This is a genomic window from Pseudomonadota bacterium (assembly GCA_039818985.1).
GTDB lineage: Bacteria > Pseudomonadota > Alphaproteobacteria > Sphingomonadales > Sphingomonadaceae > Alterisphingorhabdus.
Genome location: JBCBSU010000001.1, coordinates 578,727 through 599,147, shown reverse-complemented (window position 1 = coordinate 599,147; position 20,421 = coordinate 578,727). Strand labels below are relative to the sequence as shown.

The following is a 20,421-nucleotide window of genomic DNA, read 5'->3' as shown; positions in this document are numbered from 1 at the left end:
GATCGATAGTGTGATAATTCCGTAGTGATATTCTATATATGTTCTCTTCAAAAGTCTTTTTGATGCAGAATCACATGGTTAGATGCTGCTCTTTTCGAAGATTGTCGCTGCGACAAAAGCCGTGAAATCACGGGAACCCGGCCGATGACCGGGCGCGCACCATTATCCGGCGTCGTTCATCAGGGCTCCTGCCCTTCCACCGGCATCTCTTCACCAGTCCCATCGGGGGCAGCCGGGAGGTCGGGCAGGTTATCCTCGGTCAACACCTCGTCAGGGTCGGCAAGGCTCTCTTCGGGAGCAATATCGGGCACCACGCCGAGATCGACCAGCGGCTCATTAGGCTGCGCATCGGCCTCAGCCGCCTTGGCCTCATCGGCCGTGCCCTCGGTAACGGCGATATCATCCGGCATCTGGTCGCTGGCGCTGTTGAGGACGAGACTGGCCATCGCCACCATTAACAGCACCGCTATCACTCCGACCGAACCGATCTGCAGGCGCTGCAGCACGTGATTGTCGCTTTTCAGTCGGATGCGCGGCTGATCCATGATCGTCTATTCCTCTCCACCCGCCAGCCAGGGAAAAACCGGCAGGCCCTTTGTCCGCAGCCATTCGGGATTATACAGCGTCGACAGATAACGAAAACCGGTATCGCACAATATCGTTACCACCTTCGCGCTGCTGCCGCGCTCCTGCGCCAGCTGCTTGCCCAATGCTATCGCACCGGCGACATTGATGCCCGATGAAAGGCCGAGGCACAGCCCTTCTTCGGCGAGTAAACGGCGCACCCAGAGCAGACCTTCTTCATCCGAAATGCGATATTGGGTATCGATCGGCGTACCCTCCAGATTGGCGGTGATCCGACCCTGGCCAATGCCCTCGGCCACCGATGAACCTTCCGATTTCAGCTCGCCATGGGCAAAATAATGATACAGCGCCGCGCCATGCGGATCGGCAAGGCCGATCATCACCTTTTCATCGCGCTCTTTCAATCCCAGACCGACCCCGGCAATGGTGCCGCCAGTGCCAGCCGCGCAGATAAAGCCGTCAACGCGTCCTCCGGTCTGGGCCCAGATTTCCGGTGCCGTACTTTCAATATGGGCCTTGCGGTTGGCGATATTGTCGAACTGGTTGGCCCAGACGGCATTATCCGTCTCCTCGGCCATGCGTCGCGAAGTGTGCACGAAATGCCCCGGATTGGCATAGGGCGCCGCCGGCACCGTCACCAGCTCAGCCCCCAGCGCGCGCAGCGTATCCATCTTCTCCTTGGACTGGGTCTCGGGCATGACGATAACCGATTTATAGCCGAGCGCATTGGCCACCAGCGCAATGCCGATACCAGTATTGCCGGCGGTGCCCTCGACAATCGTGCCACCGGGTTTCAGCAGGCCGCGCGCCTCGGCATCGCGAACGATCCACAGCGCCGCCCTGTCCTTCACCGAAGCGCCGGGATTGGCATATTCGCACTTGCCGTAAATATCGCAACCTGCGGCTTCGCTCGGGCCTTTCAGCCGCACCATCGGGGTATTGCCGATCAGGTCGAGGGTCGATGCCAAGACCGCCGGAGAAGATGCTGTATCACTCATAGCACATGACATAGGCCGCGATAGCGGACACGGCAAGAAACTAAGCCTTACCTACCATCAAGCGCGGCTGTTGGTACGTGGTGAACCAGCGCTGGAAATCCTTGCGCTGCTTTTCGCTCATATGCAGGCCGCATTTGGTCCGCCGCCAGAGAATATCCTCCGCCGCGCGTGCCCATTCCTGGTCGATCAGATAGCGCACTTCCGCCTCGCTCAACCCGCCGCCAAATTGCTCGCCGAGCTGGTCTTCACGGTCGCAATTGCCGATGATGCGGTCAATGCGGGTGCCGTAACAGCGCGCCATGCGCCACAGCATGTCGCGCGGCATCCAGGAATAGCTTTGCTCCAACCCGGTGAAGAACGCGTCAAAATCCGCACCGGCAATATCGCCGCCGGGCAGTGGGCGAAACGCCGTCCAGCCCGGCTCTTCCGGACCGCTGCCATCCTCCAGCCCCAACGGCTCGGCCAGCTTCTCCAGCGCATGTTCGGCGAGCTTGCGACAGGTGGTGATTTTGCCACCAAAGATTGACAGCAAAGGCGCTGCACCTTCGGGTGCGTCGAGGTCGAAAACATAGTCGCGGGTCACGGTCGAGGCATTGTCAGCCTTGTCATCATAAAGCGGCCGCACCCCCGAATAGGTCCAGACAATATCCTGTTGCGTCACCGGTCGGGCGAAATACTCGCTGGCAATGGCGCAAAGATAGCCGGTTTCTTCGGCGGAAATCTCAGGCGGCCCGGCGGCAGGGTCATAAGGCGCATCGGTGGTACCGATCAGGGTGAAATCGCGCTCATAGGGAATGGCGAAGACGATCCGCTTGTCACGGTTCTGGAACATGTAGAGATGATCGCCATCATAAAGCTTGCGGGTCACGATATGACTGCCTTTGACCAACCGGAGATTCTGGCGGTCACTGCCGGGAAAGGCGCTGTTCCAGATATCGTCAACCGCAATACCGGCGGCGTTGACCACAGCGCGCGCCTGATAGCGCTGCGGCCCGGCCTCCCCTTCGGTATCGATCATCCAGTGCGCGCCCTGGCGCACCAGCCCTGTGCAGCGGGTCCGCACCTTGATATCGGCGCCGCGTTCGGCGGCATCGAGCGCGTTGAGCACGACCATCCGCGCATCATCGGTCCAGCAATCGGAAAAGGCAAAGCCCTTGACCAGCCGTTGCTTGAGGATTCCGGCATAAGGCGGCCGGTTCAGCTTCACCGTCTCTGCGCCGGGCAGTATCTTGCGGGTGCCCAGCCAGTCATAGAGAAACAGCCCGAGCCGCAGCATCCAGGCCGGGCGCAGGCCCTTGTCATGCGGTAGCACGATGCGCAGCGGCCAGATGATATGCGGTGCGGTGGTCAGCAGTGTCTCACGCTCCAGCAGCGCTTCACGCACCAGCCGGAACTCGAGATGCTCGAGATAGCGCAATCCGCCATGGACCAGCTTGCTCGAGGCGCTGCTGGTGCCGCCGGCAAGATCGCCGTTTTCCAGCAGCAGCGCCTTGAGACCTCGCCCGGCAGCATCACGGGCGATCGCGGCACCATTGATACCACCGCCGATTATCGCGAGATCATATGTCGGTGACGTTTTTTCGGCCATAATATTCAATCCCGCGCCGCGCGGATGGCGGCACCGGCGGCAATCGGTGAAATCGCCACCAGAAACAGGCTGACCGCAGCAAGCAGCAAATGGCCATTGTCACCACCCTGGACATTGCTGCCGGCACCGAAGATCAGCATCGGCAGTGCCAGCGGCAGGAACAGCAGCCCGCCAAGCGCCGTGCCCGAGCGCAGCCCGGCCATCACCGCCGCGATAAGCACCGCCAGCGCTGCCAGACCCGGGGTCGCCAGCAACAGGCCAGTGATCAGCACCACCAGTTGCGCGCCACTCTGGCCAAGCAGCGTCGAGGCAATCACCGTGGCCAGCAGCAGCGGCGGCGCAAAGCTGAGCCAGTGGGCGATGATCTTAGCCACCATCACCCATTCCTCGGCAAGCCCGCGCACCGCATAGAAATCATAATGGCCCGATTGCCGGTCGGGCAGCACCAGCCGGTCGATCGGCAGGATCGCCGCCAGCAGCGCCGCGACCCAGATCACTCCGCCCCCGGTGCGTGCCAGCAGCGGCGCATCAGGGCCGACGGCAAAGGGGTAGAGAATGGCGACAGTGAGGAAGAACAGCACCGGTAACAGGAAACCGCCCTGCCCGCTGTCACCTCCGCCCAGGCCATAGGCGCGCGCGACATCACGGCGGATCAGCCGCAGGATGATGGTGGTCAGCCCCGGCTGGCTCATAGCGTCTCTTCCACCGGACAATAATCGCCGACATTGAGCCTGGCCGCACCCAGCCCCGGCAGCGGCAGGTGCGAGGCAGCTAGGATGATACCTCCTGCCGAAAGATGCGCGGCGAACAGCTCATCGAGCAGCGCCAGCGCCACCTGATCGAGGCCATTGGCCGGCTCATCCACCAGCCAGATCGGGGCATGCCCCATCGCCATCAGCGCCAGTGACGCACGGCGGCGTTGTCCGGTTGAGAAAATCCGTACCGGTATATCGCTCAGCGCCTCCAGCTTGAGTGCCGCCAGCGCGGCATCGCGGCGAGCATCGCTGACACCATCCAGCCCCTGCCAGAAGCGCAGCGCCCGAAGCAGAGTCTGGTCGCCATCGAGCGGCAGCCGGTCATCGCACAGCGCGACAGCACCCGATATGTCCAATTCTCCGGCAAAGACCGGCAACAGCCCGGCAATCATGCGCAACAGGCTCGACTTGCCGATGCCATTTGGCCCGGTCAGGGTCAGTGCCTCGCCCGGTTGGAGCACAATATCGAGACCGCGAAACAGCACCCGGTCGCCACGGCGACAACCCAGGCCATGGCCTATCAGCCCGTGGCCTTTGGTGCTGAAATTGTGCAGATCCGCCATCATGCGCCGGGGCATGGCGCAATGCCGGTCAAAGCTCAAGCCTGTTGCTGATGGCGACCCGCCAAAAAGCGGTTTATGGTCGCCACTTGATCGATGATTCGTCTCCAATAGCCCAAGGAAGAGTGATATGGCCGAAATCAGCACGCTGAGCGAAGACGAACGCAACACCGCCCTGCGTGATTTGCCGCAATGGAGCTATGACAAGGACAGCAAGGGTATCCGCCGCAGCTGCGCCTTTGGCAATTTTGTCGAGGCGTTCGGCTTTATGACGTCCGTGGCTCTGCTGGCGGAAACGGCCGATCACCATCCGGAATGGTCGAATGTCTATAACCGTGTCGAGATTCTGCTCACCACGCACGATGCCGGCGGCCTGTCGGAGCGGGACATTGCTCTGGCCAAGCAGATTGATGCGCTGATTTAGGTTCAGGCACGGGTCATATACATAACCGTTCGTGCTGAGCCTGTCGAAGCACCGCTCTTGTTTTTCAAAGAGAAGTGCAGCCCTTCGACAAGCTCAGGGCAAACGGTTGAGGGTTTCTCAATTCCCGCCAACAACATCGCCGATATTCGCCAGTTCGAGCTGCTGCTTGCGCAGGCGGCCGGGCATCCAGCGCGACGCGAACCATAGCTGCTTGGCCATTTTGTTGACCGGGGTGTGCACCTTGTCGCCATGCACCGCGGCCCATGCGGCAGGTCCGATAATCTCCACCGGGCTGACCTCGACGCCTGCACTTTCCAGTCGCTGCTTTCCGGTCTCATTGGTGCCTTCGACAACCTCGCCGATAATCGCGGTATCGATAAAGCCCGGCATCAACGAACGCGAGCGGATGCCATATTTGCGCAGTTCGATATCATGCGCTTCGGCCAGACCGCGCACCGCAAATTTTGTAGCGCTGTAGACACTGAGATCGGCGACACCGTAAATCCCCGCAGCCGAAGCGGTGTAGAGAATGCAACTGTCGTCGCTGGCCTTGAGCAGGTCGAAACAGGCCCGGGTTCCACTGATCACACCGGTCAGGTTGACCGCAATCTGCTGGTCGATATCGGCATCGTCCATATCCTGGATCGGCCCACCGGCGCCAATGCCGGCATTATTGAACAGCACATGCATCCTGCCGCCGGTCTTCTCGGCAAATTCCGCCACCGCGCGTTTCCACTGCGCCCGATCGGTGACATCAAGCATATGGCTGGAGCTCTGGCCTTGGGGGATCAGCGCAGCGCTTTCCGCCAGCCCTTCAGCATTGATATCGGCGAGTCCGACAAACCATCCACGCTCTCCGAAATAGCGCCCGACCTCGCGGCCGAGACCCGAAGCACCGCCGGTGATGAAGATTGTTTTCTGTGCCGTTTCTTTCTGGGCCATTCTCGCTTTCCTCTCGTGCAACTCGCATTCCTGACATTTGTGTCAGTAGCTATAGACTCGCAGAGGGAAAAACAATTGCGTTCTATGAGGCGTCGCTGCGTTTCAGATCGATTTTCTGTGACGCGACCGCACCGGCTTTCACGGCAACCGGATAGCATCTTTCTATCTGTTTACCGCCCTGTATGGTCCATTGCGCTTTCAGCACCCGCATACCCGGCGAAACACCTTCAAATATACAGTTTTCCGGCACATTTTCAAAGTTTAGCGCATTTTCACCAACGGACAGCGTCAGACCATCAACCGCGCTGTCACCATTTTCCAGCTCGACCTGGATCAGACCCGGAGCATTGGCCTGGCTGTGCAGGCTCTCGGCATGCAGCATTTCATTCAATTTCTCCTGGGTATGCTGCTGCTGCTTGTCGATTTTCTCGGTCAGGGCCTGACGCGATGCGATGACGTCATCGCCCCATTTCTCAGTCTCCTGCAGCACCAGCTTGTTGACCTCCGACAGCGTCGATTTGAGCAACTCTATCGCCTCGGTCGCGACCACGGGATTGACGATATCCCCGGTGAATTTGAGTTCGATTATCGCCCAGTTCAAATCCAGTTCCTCGCAGGCGGATTTTATCTGATGTGCCACGCTCGAGCGCTTCACCCAGTTTCTGGAAAACAGGAAATGCCGGTCGAACAACATGGCTACCCCAGCAAGAATGGCAGCAAGATAGGCCCATCGATAGGCATCTTGCGAGAATTGCTGGAACCAACCCGTGTCGGCTTTCACAAGTCCGGAAAGCGCCGGAGAAATCAGTGAAATGGCCAACAGGACTATAGCGATAAGAGCTATGACATTGGCGTATTCTTTGGCCGATTTCTTGTTGGTCTCATAGAACAGATAATGCCCTGTCAGCAAGGCTTTGGTTTCATCTTTCAGCCGATTGAGCGATGTACGGGAAAGCGGGTGATCAGAAAGGACATCATGCAAATCTCGTAATTGCCGGTTTGCGGGCGCGGTCATCGTCAGCCTCCTTGAGCGATGCAAACAGTAACAGAAGCGACCGTCTTTGCATTACTGTATCACAGAAATAATGATTTCGGAATGTGCCTGAAATCCTGCATTGCGTTCTCGGTTTTTGTGCAATTCTTCATACCAAAGCTATGGAAAGACGAAGTGCATCGCTGCGGCTGGTCATCGGTGTATTTTCCCGTCTATACCGGGGCCATGTCAGTTTCGACCGAAGCTTCATCCGGGCCAGATCGGGCACCGCATGGCACCCGAATGCGCGGTCCGGCGCTGGATTATCGGGACATTGCCAAATCCTATGGCGCGACCATCGCGGTCGACCGGCTCAACAAGCGGATCGAACCGGGCGTTTTCGTGGCGCTGGTCGGTGCCTCGGGCTCGGGCAAGTCGACCCTGCTGAAAATGACCAACAGGCTGATCGAACCCAGTGCCGGACGCATCCTGATCGATGATGCCGACATTACCGCCCAGGACGCACATCAGCTGCGCCGCGCCATCGGTTATGTGTTTCAGAATATCGGCCTGTTCCCGCATATGACTATAGCCCAGAATATCGCTATCGGGCCGAAACTGGCGGGCACCGAAAGGCTTTCCGCTGCGGCGATTGGCGAATTGCTGGCGCTGGTCGACCTGCCCGAGGATTTCGCTACCCGTATGCCCGACCAGCTGTCCGGCGGCCAGCAACAGCGCGTGGGTGTCGCACGGGCGCTGGCGGGTCAGCCAGGGCTGATGCTGATGGATGAACCCTTTGGTGCGCTCGATCCGGTGACGCGTGAACTGCTGGCGCATGAATATCGCCGCCTGCATGATGCTATGGGGCTGACCACCATCATGGTGACGCATGATATGGCCGAGGCGCTGCTGATTGCCGATCGCATCTGGGTGATGGCGGGCGGGCGCATTGCCGCTGATGCCACACCGGGCGAATTGCTGGCAGGGGGTTGCGGGCCAGAAGCCGAGGAACTGGTCGCCGTACCGCGTGGTCAGGCGGAAAAGCTGGTCGAAGCTCGGCACGCGGCATTGGCTAATCGACAGGCCGCATCATGAGTGATCTGTTTGGCGAGGCTTTTATCGAGAGCTTTGGCCGCGTGCCCGATTTGCTCGCCGAGCATGTTCAACTCGCCTTTTCCGCACTGGCGCTGGGACTGATTATCGCGCTGCCGCTTGCGGTATGGGCCGCGCGCAATCCGGTGGTGGCACGGATAGCACTCAGCTTTGCCAGCCTGATCCAGACCATCCCGGCGCTGGCGTTGCTGGCGCTGTTCTATCCGCTGCTGCTCGTTCTCAATACACTGCTCGGCGATATCATCACACCGCTCGGTTTTCTCCCATCGTTGCTGGCGCTGATCCTTTATGCGCTGCTGCCGGTCCTGCGCAATGCGGTCACCGGACTGCATGCGGTGGACCCTGCCCTTACCGAAGCCGCTGATGGCATCGGCATGACCTCGGCGCAGAAATTGCGGCTGGTCGAGGCACCGCTGGCGGCACCCACCATCATGGCAGGTATCCGTACCGCCTCGGTATGGACCATTGGCGCCGCAACACTCTCCACCACCGTTGGTCAACCCAGTCTGGGCGACCTGATCTTCGCCGGACTGCAGACACAGAACTGGTCGCTGGTGCTCGCCGGATGCCTGTCCTCCGCCGCGCTGGCGATCCTGGTCGACACGCTGCTCGGCGCGGTGGAGACCGGCATCGCCAAGCGTCGACGCTGGCAGATATGGGGCGGCCTCGGCCTGCTGGCGCTGGGCCTGGTGCTGGCGCTAGTGCCACGCGGCGGTAGCGATGAAGACGCCATCGTCATCGGCACCAAGCGCTTTTCCGAGCAATATATCCTCGCCCGTGTCATCGGCCAACGGCTGGAGGAGGCCGGCTATGCGGTGCAATATCGCGAGGGACTGGGCTCGGCGGTGCTGTTCCAGGCGGTGGCCAATGGCGATGTCGATATCTCGGTCGATTATGCCGGCACCATCTGGACCAATGAGATGGACCGCACCGACCGCAAGCCGCGTAGCGAGATGCTGGCGGAAATCGGCCAGTGGGTAGAGGCGGAACATGGCACATTGCTGGTCGGCGCGCTGGGGTTCGAGAATACCTATGCCTTTGCGGTGCGTCCTGAGGATGCCGAGCGGCTGGGGCTGGAGAGCCTTGACGATCTTGCGCGTGTGTCACCGCAATTCACCTTTGGCACCGATCTGGAATTTCTGGAGCGGCCTGAATGGAAGGCGGTCAAGGCCGCCTATCCGCTGCGCTTTGCCGAGGAGCGCGCCTTTGAGCCAACCTTCATGTATCGCGCCCTATCCAGCGGTCAGGCCGATGTCATTTCCGCCTTCTCTTCCGATGGCCGGGTTGCCGCCTATGATTTCGTGGTTTTGAGCGATCCCAAAGGCGCGGTGCCGAGCTATGATGCCATGCTGATGCTTACCGGCAAACGCCGAAATAATGCCAATCTGCTGGCGGCGCTGGAACCGCTGGCCGGGGCCATTCCGGTTGAGAAGATGCGCGCCGCCAATTATCGCGTTGATCGCGATTCGGACAAACAAAGTCCCTCCGAAGCCGCACGCTGGCTCAGGCAGGAATTGGGGTTGTAGTAAAAGGAATAATCGTCATGCTGAACTTGTTTCAGCATCTGCTTCTCCGTTTTCGATGCCGTGTCAGATAGAGGAACAGACCCTGAAACAAGCTCAGGGTGACGAAAGAGGGTAAGCCATGATCGCAATCAGAACTCTCATCCTATTTCTCATCGCACCGCTGCTGCTCTGGGCCAGCGCGGCGCAGGCCGCCGTCACCATCACCTTTTACAGCCATGATTTCGGCAGCCGCTTCCCGCACGCCTTTGTCGTGCTGCAGGGCACGGTTGATGAGACAGGCGAGGTGGTCAATACCAATTACGGCTTTACTGCCGTCAATGTATCGCCGGGAATATTGTTCGGCTCGGTCAAAGGCAAGATCGAGACCAGTAAGGCAAAATATATCGCCAAGAGCGACCCGCATTTCTCGATGGTGCTGAGCGATATGCAATATCGCGCGGTCATCGCCAAGATGGTGGAATGGCGCGACCGCCCCCAGAAAAGCTATAATCTCAACAAACGCAACTGCGTCCATTTCGTCGGCGAAGTGGCGACATTGCTGGGGCTGCAGATCAACCCGAAGACCAAATACTGGAAAAAGCCGAAAAGCTTTCTGCGCGAGGTGCGCAAGCTCAATCCCGGGGTGCAGGTTGCGCCGGGTGCGCCGGACTAGCACTCCGGGCGCAGACCAGCCTCACAACGCTGCATTGTTATAGCAATGCCAGGTCAGGATCGCGATGCTGCCGCGATGCGGTGACCAGCTTTCGGCCAGTGCGCGCGTTGCCTTTTCGGACGGCCGCTCATCGAGCTTGAGGATCTTGCCGATGCCTGCCTGCACCGCCAGATCGCCCGCTGGCCAGATATCCGGACGCCCGACGGCGAACAGCAGGTAAATCTCCGCCGACCAGCGACCAATGCCCTTGATCTGGGTTAGCTCGGCAATCGCCGCCTCGTCATCATCCGGCAGATGATCGAGATTGACCGCGCCTGACAGCACCAGTTCTGCCAGCGACCGGGCATAGCCCTGTTTCTGGCGCGACAAACCGCAACCGCGCAAGGCATCGAAATCCTGCGCAATCAGCGCTTCGGCGGGACAGCCCTCGCCAAGCAGGCCTTCCAGCTTGTTCCATACCGAGCTGGCAGCGGCGACGCTGACCTGCTGGCCGACAATCGTTCTGAGCAGCGTTGCATAGCCGGTGGGCCGGATGCGCGGTTCGGGATAGCCGGCGAGATCGCGTACCCGGGCAATCTCCGGCTCCATCGCCGCGACAGCGTCAATGCCATGGCGCACCTGATCCGCAGTCAAACCCATTTCCCGTTCCCTTCGCGCCATCGGGTGATCACGATATGATCACACCCTTGCAAAAACCCTTGCGGAGCGACATATCGGCGCGACGCATGTTTGCCGAAAAGATAACGGGGTAACCAGATTATGCCACAATTGATTGTTGTCGACAGGGCCGGAAACGAAAAGGCCGTCGAGGCCGAAGCCGGACTGTCGGTGATGGAAGCCATTCGCGACAATGGCTTTGACGAACTGCTCGCCCTGTGCGGCGGCTGCTGCTCCTGCGCCACCTGCCATGTCCATGTCGACCCGGCATTTCAGGACAAGCTGCCGACGATGGACGAAGATGAGGACGACCTGCTGGAAAGCTCCGACCATCGCAACGACCATTCGCGGCTGAGTTGCCAGATCACCATGACCGACGATCTGGCCGGCCTGAAAGTCGCGATCGCGCCAGAAGACTGAGCGCCACTTCCGCTACATATTCAGTCCAGCATCTGCTCTGCCGCCCCGACAATCGCGGCGAGCGGGTTCTTGCCCATTTCCACAGCAAATGACTCTGCCATTTCGCGCGCCTTTTGTTGCGGTGCCTCGGCCTCGTAAAGCTGGCGCACGCCCTGGCCAAGGGCTTCGGCATTCAATGCACTGAGCGAGACATAGCCACCCGTGCCCATGGCGGCGATACGCTCGCCGGTGAGCCGCTTCTCCAAGTCATAATAGGTAACGATCTGCGGCAACCCGGCCAGCATCGCGGAGCAGGTAAAGCCATGGCCGCCATGCGACAGCACGATACGCGAACGCCGGGCTATATCGGCAAATGGCAATGGCTCGGGCTCATAGGCAAAGCCGCGATCAGTGAGCGCACGTGCCATGGCCGGTGACAGGCGCGGGATATGCACCCGCACCGGCAGACCCGAGCGCTGCAGCCCATCCCATAAGGAGGTCGCGGTCATCGCCCGCTCAAAGCCATAGACGAAAATCTCGTCACCCGGCCCATCATCATGCGGTTGCGGCACGGGATGCGCGACCGAGGGCGGATTCAGCGGACCGGTGCGGAAGGCCCCATAAGGGTCGAGCCGAGCAAATTCACCGGGCATTTGCTTATCGGCGGCAAAGATTGCGGGCAGTGCCTTTAGCGCCGGTTCGCCAATAGCCTTCAGCCCGTCATTGCTGCGCGACAGTGCCTCTGCTTCATCATGCACCGCCTCATTCGCCGATAGTGCCGGGAAATGGTCCATATCCGATGGCGGCACGGTAAAGCCGGTGCCCAGCTGGATTACCGGCATGCGGCCACGCGCGGCGACGCCGAGTGCCGGAGCAAAATCCCCGATTACCAGCTGCGGCCGGAAGGCGGCGAACAGCGTGTGCCAGCCCGCCACCAGCCCTGCCAAAGCCAGTGGATCATCAAGACCGAGACGGTAGAGAATATCGCCCATGGTCTGGGCTTCCCGGGGATAGGAACGCGCCGTGCTGGCCAGGAGACGCGGCCATAAAGGCGCCTGATACAGGGTGAAACTGCCAAAGCACGCTCGCGGCATCAGGCTCAGATCCTGCAGCGCCAGCGCGACCTCATGCCCCTGATCTGCAAGCGCGTCCGCAAGGGTGAGCAGCCGGACAATATGCCCGCGATTGGCCCCCAATTCCCAGCCGAGCAATATGCGCGCCATGCTGTTCCTCTCTCTGGCGACGTCTCCAACGCCTAGCGCAGATTGATGCCGCCTTCGGTCACCGGATAGCCTGCAGTATCGAGCCGTGCGGTGAGCTGCTCCACACATTGCGCCAGTTGCGCACTATCGGTGGAGCGGACCACGAAATTGGCACCGACCCGCCCGTCACGGAAAAACGGATAGCTGCCAATCTGGCAATCAGGATGGGCCGCAACCACTTCGCCAAGCAGATCGGCAACCTCGCTCTCCGCAGTCCAGCAGCCCAAGGTCTCGGAGATCAGCGGCGCACCACCTTCGAGCGTGCCGGTCAGCGCATCGAGCATGCCGGCCATGATATGTGGTACCCCGGCCATGATGAAGATATTGTCACGCCGGATACCTGGCGCCCCCGACATGCGATTCTCGATCAGCTCAGCGCCATCGGGTACCCGCGCCATGCGCAGCCGCGATTCGCTGATGCCGCCCTTGTTGGCATAGTACGCTTCCAAGACTGCCCTGGCCCGGGGATGCACCACGACATCGACAGCCAGCGCCGCCGAAATCGCATCAACGGTAATGTCGTCATGTGTCGGGCCGATGCCACCTGTGGTGAACAGATAATCATTGCGCGCGCGCAGCGCGTTGACCGCCTCGACAATCGCCGCTTCGTCATCCGCCACTACCCGCACCTCGGCCAGCCTTATGCCCTGCACATTGAGCCACTGCGCCAGTTGGGCGACATTCTTGTCCTGGGTCCGGCCGGAGAGAATTTCGTCACCGATGACCACCATCCCGGCGGTCCATATTTTTGCATCGCTCATGGCCCTGTCTTAGACGACACAATCCCCCTCGCAAAGCCGGATATAATTCTCTATATCCTTTTCCATGACACAATATGCCCAACTCGCCGCGGACGGCCCTGCACCTGTCCGTGATGGCACCATAAAGCTGCACGATGCCGCCGGTTTCGATGGCATGCGCCGCGCCGGCCGACTGGCTGCGGAGATTCTCGATGCGCTCGCCCCGCATGTCGTGCCCGGCATCACCACCGGTGAAATCGACGACATGGTGCGCGAACATATGCTTCGCGAGGGCGGCATCCCCGCAACTTTGGGTTATCGCGGCTTCACACATAGCTGCTGCACCTCGATCAACCATGTTATCTGCCATGGCATTCCGGGCGACAAAAAGCTGAAAAACGGTGATATCGTCAATATCGACGTCACGGTGATCCTCGATGGCTGGCACGGCGATACCAGCCGCATGTATCTGGTCGGTGATGTGCCGCTGAAAGCCCGCAAGCTGGTCGATGTCACCTATGAGTGCCTGATGCTGGGCATCGAGCAGGCTAAACCGGGTAACCATCTCGGCGATATCGGCCATGCGATCCAGACGCACGCACAAAGGCATCGCTATGGCGTGGTCCGCGATTTCTGCGGCCATGGTCTGGGACGGGTGTTCCATGACGAGCCCGAAGTGGTGCATCTGGGCAAACCAGGCACCGGGCCGGAGCTGAAATCCGGCATGTTCTTCACCATCGAACCGATGATCAATATCGGCAAGCCGGCGGGCAAGATCCTCAATGACGGCTGGACCGCAGTGACCCGGGACAAGTCGCTATCGGCACAGTTCGAACACAGCATCGGCATTACCGAGACCGGCTGCGAGATATTCACCAAAAGCCCTGCGGGATTGCACCAGCCACCCTATTGATGCACGGCCAATAGGCTGCACGCTTTAATCGCCCGGCTAAATTCCCTCTGGACCTTGCTCCTGTCCTCGGCATAGTCTCCCGTAAAAAGAAAACGGGAGAGAACATAATGTCAGGGAAAGGCTTGATGCGCCTGTGTGCGGTCGCCATGGCCGTGGCCATGCCGCTGAGCGGATGTGGCGATCAGACGACCAGCGACAGCGAAGACGCCAAGATCGGTGCCAGCGCCATTGACGGCGAATATCTCAAAACCGGCGGTGACGGCAGTAACTGGGCCGCAATCGGCTTCAGCTATGATGAACAGCGCTACAGCCCGCTTGACCAGATCACCACCGAAAATGTCGGCGAGCTGGGTCTCGCCTGGTATGCCGATCTGCCCGATGCGCGTGGCCAGGAAGCCACCCCTGTTGTGGTCGACGGGGTCATTTATATCTCCACCGCCTGGTCCAAGGTCTTTGCCTTCGATGCAGCGAGCGGCAGGCAGTTGTGGAGTTTCGATCCGGAAGTACCGAAATCGGTCGGCGTCAATGCCTGTTGCGATGTCGTCAATCGCGGTGTCGCAGTCTATCAGGGCAAGGTGTTTGTCGGCACGCTCGACGGACGGCTGATCGCGCTCGATGCCGGCACCGGAGCGCGGCTATGGTCGAAACAGACCACCGATCGCAACCGCCCCTATACCATCACCGGCGCGCCGCGCGTGGTCAAGGACAAGGTGCTGATCGGCAATGGCGGCGCTGAATTCGGTGTGCGCGGCTATATCAGCGCCTATGACATCACCACCGGCAATATGGAGTGGCGTTTCTACACCGTGCCCAACGCCGATGGCGAGCCCGATGGCGCCGCCAGCGATGAGGTAATGCAGCAGGCCGCCGCACGCACCTGGTCCGACAGCGGCGACTGGAAGGAATCGGGCGGTGGCGGTACTGTCTGGGACGCCATTGTCTATGACCATGAACTCGATCAGCTCTATATAGGCGTCGGCAACGGCAATCCGTGGAACCATGGCCTGCGCTCCAATGGCGAGGGCGACAATCTGTTCCTGTCTTCGGTGGTCGCGCTGAAACCCGATACCGGCGAATATCTCTGGCACTATCAGGAAACCCCGGCCGAAACCTGGGACTTTACCGCGACCCAGCCGATTATCCTCGCCGACCTCGTGATCGAGGGTGAAGAGCGCAAGGTACTGATGCAGGCGCCGAAAAACGGTTTCTTCTTCGTCATAGACCGCACCGATGGTTCGCTGATCTCGGCCGAGCCGTTTATCGAGGGGATTAACTGGGCCACCGGCTATGATCTCGAAACCGGACGTCCGGTCGAAAACCCTGAAGCGCGGTTCTACAAGACCGGTGAGCTGTTCATCTCGCTGCCCTCGGCGCTGGGGGCACATAACTGGCACCCGATGAGCTATAATCCGGGGGCCGGGCTGGTCTATATTCCGGCGCAGAAGATCGCATCGGGCTATCTCGCTCCGATCACCGAGCTTGATAGCCAGCGCAAACCGATTGGCTTCAACACCGGCGGCAGCAATGAGGGCGTCTCGATGCCCGACGACATCAACTTCATGAAGGCCGCCATCGCCGCGACCACAGGCCAGTTGGTCGCCTTCGACCCGGTCAGGGGAGAGGTTGCATGGTCTGTGGACCATCAGACACCGTGGAATGGCGGCACCATGACCACCGCAGGGGGTCTGGTATTCCAGGGTACATCGCTGGGCGAGATGCGTGCCTATAATGCCGAAACCGGAGAGCAACTCTGGTCATGGGACAGCCAGTCGGGCATTCTCGGTGGTGCATCGACATTCCTTGTCGATGGCGAACAGCATATCGCCTTTCTCACCAGCAAGGGCGGCGCCTTTCCGCTGGTCGCCGGTGCCGCCGGTGGCGCGGCCAATCCGGTGCCCAATATCCCGCGGCTGATCGTGATGAAGCTGGGCGGCAGTGCCAGCCTGCCCGATCTTCCTCCAACCGAGGCACCCGACTGGACCAGCGTTCCGGAACAGTTCGCCACCGAACCGCAAATCGCCCAGGGCCGCCAGCTTTATCTGCGCTATTGCCTTGTCTGCCATGGCGACAATGCCGTGGGTGGTGGCGTGCTGCCCGATCTGCGTCGTTCCGCCGCGACAGGCGATGCCGGGACGTGGAAGTCGATTGTCCATGACGGCGCGCTGAGCGAAAACGGCATGGTCGCCTTTTCACCGGTGATGAGCGAGGAAGAGATCGCCACCATCCGCGCCTATGTCATCAACCGTGCCGAATGGGGCCGCACTGTCGCAGAGGCGGAACAACAATAGCACCAGCAAGGTCATAACAGGCATCGGAATAAGCAATAATAGTGCTAGGCGGCACGTCAAAATGGGGGAATAACATGATAAACAGGGCCTTGGTTACGCTGGCGGCAATATCGCTGCTTGGCGGCTGCACCGTTCAAAGCGAGAAACCGGTATCGGAAGAACAGCCGATTAAGCCGCTTCCATCCGACACAGCCTCGGCACTTCGCGATTTCCAGGCCAAGCCGAGCCGCGAAAACAAGCTGGTTTTCGAACGCGGCAGCGATGGTGATTTTGCATCACGGGTTGAGCCGGTTGCCAAGGAGTTGCCGCTGGATCCTGACATCATGGCGGCCTATCCCGGCATTGTGATCTGCTATATCGGCGATCAGACCATGACACTTGTTCTCAACGATGTAGAAATGGGGACGGCATTGTGCGCCGGGGTCGCGCAACGGATGGAAATCTATATCTTCCCGAATGCCAGCAGATAACTCGCTTGCCTAGCCAATGGCTCTGCCAATATCACAACGGAGCCAGATGAGAGGCCAGTCTGCCTATTCTTGTGGCACTGCCAAGACGTAGAACGCCCAAAAAATAGGCAGGATAAGGATGACTCTGCTGTTAGACTAAAGCAATTCTGGCGCTTTGCCATTTGGCACGGTAATTGTTTGTCTAACCTGTGAGGGACTCGCCTTTTTCCGCCGCACCCTTGAAAGCCAAGTGAAAGCCAGATGAAAGATTGCCCATGAAAAAAATCGAAGCAATCATCAAGCCGTTCAAGCTCGACGAGGTCAAGGAGGCGCTGCACGAAGTCGGTGTTTCTGGCATCACCGTCACCGAAGCCAAGGGGTTTGGCCGCCAGAAAGGGCATACCGAACTCTATCGCGGCGCCGAATATATCGTCGACTTTCTGCCCAAGGTGAAGCTTGAGGTGGTGGTCGAGGATGGCCTTGCCGACCGCACCGTCGAGGCGATCGCCAATGCGGCGCAGACCGGACGCATCGGCGATGGCAAGATTTTCGTGACCGCGATCGAGACGGTTTTGCGTATCCGTACCGGAGAGCGCGATGCCGACGCGCTGTAATCGCGCCTCGGCAAATACCCAGCGTCACAGATCCGGAATATCTTTCGCCTAACATTCGAACCCCAAGCAATCACAATGAGGAAAGCCCATCATGGCCAAAAGCGCAGACGAGATACTGAAACAGATTGCAGAGAACGACATTGAATGGGTTGATCTGCGCTTCACCGATCCGCGCGGCAAATGGCAGCATCTTTCCATGTGCGCCGATGTCATCGACGATGATGCGCTTGAGGACGGGCTGATGTTCGACGGTTCGTCAATTGCCGGGTGGAAGACAATCAACGAGTCCGACATGATCCTGCGGCCCGATCTCGACGCTGCCTATGTCGACCCCTTCTCGGCGACACCGATGATGGTACTGTTCTGCGACATTGTCGAGCCCGGTGACGGTTCGCTCTATGCCCGCGATCCCCGCTCGACCGCCAAGCGCGCCGAGGCCTATCTCAAATCCACCGGCATCGGTGACACCGTCTATGTCGGCCCGGAACCGGAATTCTTCATGTTCGACGATGTGCGCTATGAGGACGGCTATGCCGGATCGGGCTTCCGCATCGACGATATCGAGCTGCCGACCAATACCGGTCGCGAATATGAAATGGGCAATATGGGCCATCGTCCCACCGCCAAAGGCGGCTATTTCCCCGTTGCACCGGTCGACAGCGCCATGGATATCCGTGGCGAGATGGTCTCGACGCTGATGGCCATGGGCCTGCCGATGGACAAGCATCACCACGAGGTCGCCGCGGCACAGCATGAGCTGGGCCTGACCTTTGGCGAGCTGGTCGAGACCTGTGACCGCATCCAGATCTACAAATATGTCGTCCATCAGGTGGCGCATCAATATGGCAAGACCGCGACCTTCATGCCCAAGCCGATCAAGGACGATAATGGCTCGGGCATGCATACCCATATGTCGATCTGGAAAGAGGGCAAGCCACTCTTCGCCGGCAATGGCTATGCCGGACTGTCGGAAACCTGCCTGCATTTCATCGGCGGTGTCATCAAGCACGCCAAGGCCTGCAACGCCTTCACCAACGCCACCACCAACAGCTACAAACGGCTGGTCCCGGGCTTTGAAGCACCGGTTCTGCTCGCCTATTCGAGCCGCAACCGCTCCGCATCGTGCCGCATCCCCTATGGTTCGGGTGAAAAGGCAAAGCGTGTCGAGTTCCGCTTCCCCGATGCCCTGGCCAACCCCTATCTTTCCTGCTCCGCACTGCTGATGGCCGGTCTCGACGGCATTGAGAACCGCATCGATCCGGGCGAGGCTATGGACAAGAATCTCTACGACCTGCCGCCGGCGGAGCTCGCCGAAGTGCCGACCGTCTGCGGCTCGCTGCGCGAGGCACTGGAAGCGCTGGAAGAGGACCATGAGTTCCTGCTCAAGGGCGATGTCTTCACCCAGGACCAGCTGGAAGGCTATGCCGAGCTCAAATGGGAAGAGGTGATGCGCATGGAAACCACACCCTGCCCGGTCGAGTTCGATCTCTATTATTCGAGCTAAACGAGAAGTCTCCCTCCCCTTCAGGGGAGGGGTTAAGGGAGGGGGCTATCAGCTAGCGCCGCGCTTGCGGAACGCCCCCTCTCCCTTCGCCGCTTCACGGCTCTTCCCTCTCCCCTGAAGGGGAGAGGGCATTATTAATCACTAAACGGATCGCGCACCAAGATGGTGTCATCACGCTCGGGCGAGGTTGAGACCAACGCTACCGGGCATTCGATCAGCTCCTCGATACGACGAATATATTTGATCGCCTGTGCTGGCAGATCAACCCATGAGCGGGCACCAGCCGTCGTCTCCTGCCAGCCTTCCATTTCCTCGTAAATCGGCTCAACCCGCGCCTGATCGGCGGCATGGGCGGGGAGATAGTCGAGCACCTTGCCATCGAGGCGATAGCCGGTGCAGATGCGCACCGTATCGAAGCCGTCAAGCACATCGACCTTGGTCAGGGCGATGCCGGTCACTCCCGACACCGCGCATGTCTGGCGCACCAAAACCGCATCAAACCAGCCGCAACGCCGCTGACGTCCGGTGACGGTGCCGAATTCATGCCCACGCTCGCCCAGCCGCTGGCCATCGGCATCGTCCAACTCGGTCGGGAACGGGCCGGAGCCGACACGGGTGGTATAGGCTTTGACGATGCCGAGAACGAAGCCTGTCGCCTGAGGACCCAGACCGGAACCACCCGCCGCGGTGCCCGATATGGTGTTCGATGAGGTGACAAAAGGATAGGTGCCATGATCGACATCGAGCAAAACGCCCTGCGCGCCTTCAAACAATATCCGCGCCCCTGCCTTGCGCACCTTTTTAAGCTTGCGCCAGGCCGGATAGGCAAAGGGCAGCACGAAATCGGCAATACCGCGTAGTTCTTCCAGCAGCGCCTCGCGGTCCACCGGCGGCTCGCCAAATCCGGCGCGTAACGCATCATGATGCGCGCAGAGCCGGTCCAGTTGCGGCGTCAGTTTATCGAGATGCGCCAGATCGCACACCCGGATAGCGCGGCGACCGACCTTGTCCTCATAGGCCGGACCGATCCCACGCCTTGTAGTGCCGATCTTGCCCTTGCCGCTGGCGTCCTCACGCAGCGCATCAAGATCGCGGTGCAGCGGCAGGATCAATGCACAGTTATCGGCGATGATCAGCGTTTCCGGGTCAACCTTCACCCCCTGCCCTTGCAGTTTCTCCACCTCAGCTTTCAGCGCCCAGGGGTCGAGCACCACGCCATTGCCGATCACCGACAATGTGCCGCTGACAATGCCCGAAGGGAGGAGCGACAATTTATAAGTGGTGCCGTCAATGACCAGCGTATGCCCGGCATTGTGACCGCCCTGGAAGCGCACCACCGCATCGGCGCGCTCGGCGAGCCAGTCGACAATCTTGCCCTTGCCCTCATCGCCCCATTGGGCTCCGATCACAGTTACATTGGCCATGCTGCATATCCTCTGGATGGATGACAAACGCAGGTTGCGTAGGGGCAAGCAGCGG

21 protein-coding genes are annotated in these 20,421 nt (G+C 59.9%); 10 read left to right on the top strand and 11 right to left on the bottom strand.

Going from position 1 to position 20,421, the window contains the following annotated elements; genetic code table 11:
• Positions 1-179: 179 nt before the first annotated feature.
• The 5 genes from AAFX04_02760 to ccmA are packed head-to-tail and all read right to left on the bottom strand — an operon-like array spanning position 180 to position 4,492.
• On the bottom strand, positions 180-545 hold the full coding sequence (locus tag AAFX04_02760; protein ID MEO1044342.1) for a hypothetical protein: 366 nt from the start codon (positions 543-545) through the stop codon (positions 180-182).
• A gap of 6 nt (positions 546-551) precedes the next feature.
• Entirely contained in the window at positions 552-1,583 is a 1,032-nt protein-coding gene (locus tag AAFX04_02755; GenBank protein MEO1044341.1) for a cysteine synthase A, read from the bottom strand.
• Between the two features lie 40 nt (positions 1,584-1,623).
• Positions 1,624-3,171 carry a glycerol-3-phosphate dehydrogenase gene (glpD, locus tag AAFX04_02750; protein ID MEO1044340.1) on the bottom strand — a complete coding sequence of 516 codons (1,548 nt, stop codon included), beginning with the start codon at positions 3,169-3,171 and terminating at the stop codon, positions 1,624-1,626.
• Positions 3,172-3,176: 5 nt separating this feature from the next.
• Entirely contained in the window at positions 3,177-3,863 is a 687-nt protein-coding gene (locus AAFX04_02745) for a heme exporter protein CcmB (GenBank protein ID MEO1044339.1), read from the bottom strand.
• The gene (ccmA, locus tag AAFX04_02740; GenBank protein MEO1044338.1) at positions 3,860-4,492 is read right to left on the bottom strand and encodes a heme ABC exporter ATP-binding protein CcmA; all 633 of its coding nucleotides are present in this window, start codon (positions 4,490-4,492) and stop codon (positions 3,860-3,862) included. The genes AAFX04_02745 and ccmA overlap by 4 nt, the downstream gene beginning before the upstream one ends.
• A 124-nt stretch (positions 4,493-4,616) precedes the next feature.
• Between ccmA and AAFX04_02735 the strand changes: the two genes are divergently transcribed.
• Entirely contained in the window at positions 4,617-4,910 is a 294-nt protein-coding gene (locus AAFX04_02735; protein ID MEO1044337.1) for a 4a-hydroxytetrahydrobiopterin dehydratase, read from the top strand.
• 117 nt (positions 4,911-5,027) lie between these two features.
• Here the strand turns inward: AAFX04_02735 and AAFX04_02730 are convergent, their stop codons facing one another.
• On the bottom strand, positions 5,028-5,852 hold the full coding sequence (locus AAFX04_02730) for an SDR family oxidoreductase (GenBank protein MEO1044336.1): 825 nt from the start codon (positions 5,850-5,852) through the stop codon (positions 5,028-5,030).
• 82 nt (positions 5,853-5,934) lie between these two features.
• A complete protein-coding gene (locus tag AAFX04_02725) occupies positions 5,935-6,867 on the bottom strand; it encodes an SLATT domain-containing protein (GenBank protein MEO1044335.1) in 933 nt (310 codons plus the stop codon).
• A gap of 261 nt (positions 6,868-7,128) precedes the next feature.
• On the opposite strand from AAFX04_02725, the gene AAFX04_02720 reads away from it, so the two are divergent.
• The 3 genes from AAFX04_02720 (at position 7,129) to AAFX04_02710 (ending at position 10,116) form a co-directional block, all read left to right on the top strand.
• A complete protein-coding gene (locus tag AAFX04_02720; GenBank protein ID MEO1044334.1) occupies positions 7,129-7,920 on the top strand; it encodes an ATP-binding cassette domain-containing protein in 792 nt (263 codons plus the stop codon).
• Positions 7,917-9,464: an ABC transporter permease/substrate-binding protein gene (locus AAFX04_02715; protein MEO1044333.1), complete on the top strand. Its 1,548-nt coding sequence runs from the start codon at positions 7,917-7,919 to the stop codon at positions 9,462-9,464. The genes AAFX04_02720 and AAFX04_02715 overlap by 4 nt, the downstream gene beginning before the upstream one ends.
• Before the next feature lie 118 nt (positions 9,465-9,582).
• Positions 9,583-10,116: a hypothetical protein gene (locus AAFX04_02710; GenBank protein MEO1044332.1), complete on the top strand. Its 534-nt coding sequence runs from the start codon at positions 9,583-9,585 to the stop codon at positions 10,114-10,116.
• Positions 10,117-10,137: 21 nt separating this feature from the next.
• Here the strand turns inward: AAFX04_02710 and AAFX04_02705 are convergent, their stop codons facing one another.
• Positions 10,138-10,755 (bottom strand): DNA-3-methyladenine glycosylase 2 family protein, encoded by a 618-nt coding sequence (locus AAFX04_02705; protein MEO1044331.1) that lies wholly within the window; start codon positions 10,753-10,755, stop codon positions 10,138-10,140.
• Between the two features lie 120 nt (positions 10,756-10,875).
• Here AAFX04_02705 and AAFX04_02700 point away from each other — a divergent pair, with 120 nt between their 5' ends.
• Positions 10,876-11,193, top strand: a complete 318-nt coding sequence (locus AAFX04_02700; GenBank protein MEO1044330.1) for a 2Fe-2S iron-sulfur cluster-binding protein — start codon at positions 10,876-10,878, stop codon at positions 11,191-11,193.
• A gap of 20 nt (positions 11,194-11,213) precedes the next feature.
• Here AAFX04_02700 and AAFX04_02695 read toward each other — a convergent pair whose 3' ends face one another.
• Positions 11,214-12,395, bottom strand: coding sequence for a nucleotide disphospho-sugar-binding domain-containing protein (locus tag AAFX04_02695; GenBank protein ID MEO1044329.1), 1,182 nt, complete (start codon positions 12,393-12,395; stop codon positions 11,214-11,216).
• Positions 12,396-12,427: 32 nt separating this feature from the next.
• Positions 12,428-13,195 carry a molybdopterin-binding protein gene (locus AAFX04_02690; GenBank protein ID MEO1044328.1) on the bottom strand — a complete coding sequence of 256 codons (768 nt, stop codon included), beginning with the start codon at positions 13,193-13,195 and terminating at the stop codon, positions 12,428-12,430.
• A 64-nt stretch (positions 13,196-13,259) separates the two neighbouring features.
• On the opposite strand from AAFX04_02690, the gene map reads away from it, so the two are divergent.
• The 5 genes from map to glnA all read left to right on the top strand — a co-directional run bounded on the left by map (position 13,260) and on the right by glnA (position 18,942).
• The gene (map, locus tag AAFX04_02685) at positions 13,260-14,087 is read left to right on the top strand and encodes a type I methionyl aminopeptidase (protein MEO1044327.1); all 828 of its coding nucleotides are present in this window, start codon (positions 13,260-13,262) and stop codon (positions 14,085-14,087) included.
• 125 nt (positions 14,088-14,212) lie between these two features.
• Positions 14,213-16,375 carry a PQQ-dependent dehydrogenase, methanol/ethanol family gene (locus tag AAFX04_02680; GenBank protein MEO1044326.1) on the top strand — a complete coding sequence of 721 codons (2,163 nt, stop codon included), beginning with the start codon at positions 14,213-14,215 and terminating at the stop codon, positions 16,373-16,375.
• A 74-nt stretch (positions 16,376-16,449) separates the two neighbouring features.
• Positions 16,450-16,845, top strand: a complete 396-nt coding sequence (locus tag AAFX04_02675; protein MEO1044325.1) for a hypothetical protein — start codon at positions 16,450-16,452, stop codon at positions 16,843-16,845.
• A 254-nt stretch (positions 16,846-17,099) separates the two neighbouring features.
• Positions 17,100-17,438: a P-II family nitrogen regulator gene (locus tag AAFX04_02670; protein ID MEO1044324.1), complete on the top strand. Its 339-nt coding sequence runs from the start codon at positions 17,100-17,102 to the stop codon at positions 17,436-17,438.
• A gap of 91 nt (positions 17,439-17,529) precedes the next feature.
• A complete protein-coding gene (glnA, locus tag AAFX04_02665) occupies positions 17,530-18,942 on the top strand; it encodes a type I glutamate--ammonia ligase (GenBank protein ID MEO1044323.1) in 1,413 nt (470 codons plus the stop codon).
• Positions 18,943-19,076: 134 nt separating this feature from the next.
• Here the strand turns inward: glnA and AAFX04_02660 are convergent, their stop codons facing one another.
• The gene (locus AAFX04_02660; GenBank protein ID MEO1044322.1) at positions 19,077-20,366 is read right to left on the bottom strand and encodes an adenylosuccinate synthase; all 1,290 of its coding nucleotides are present in this window, start codon (positions 20,364-20,366) and stop codon (positions 19,077-19,079) included.
• Positions 20,367-20,421: the final 55 nt, after the last annotated feature.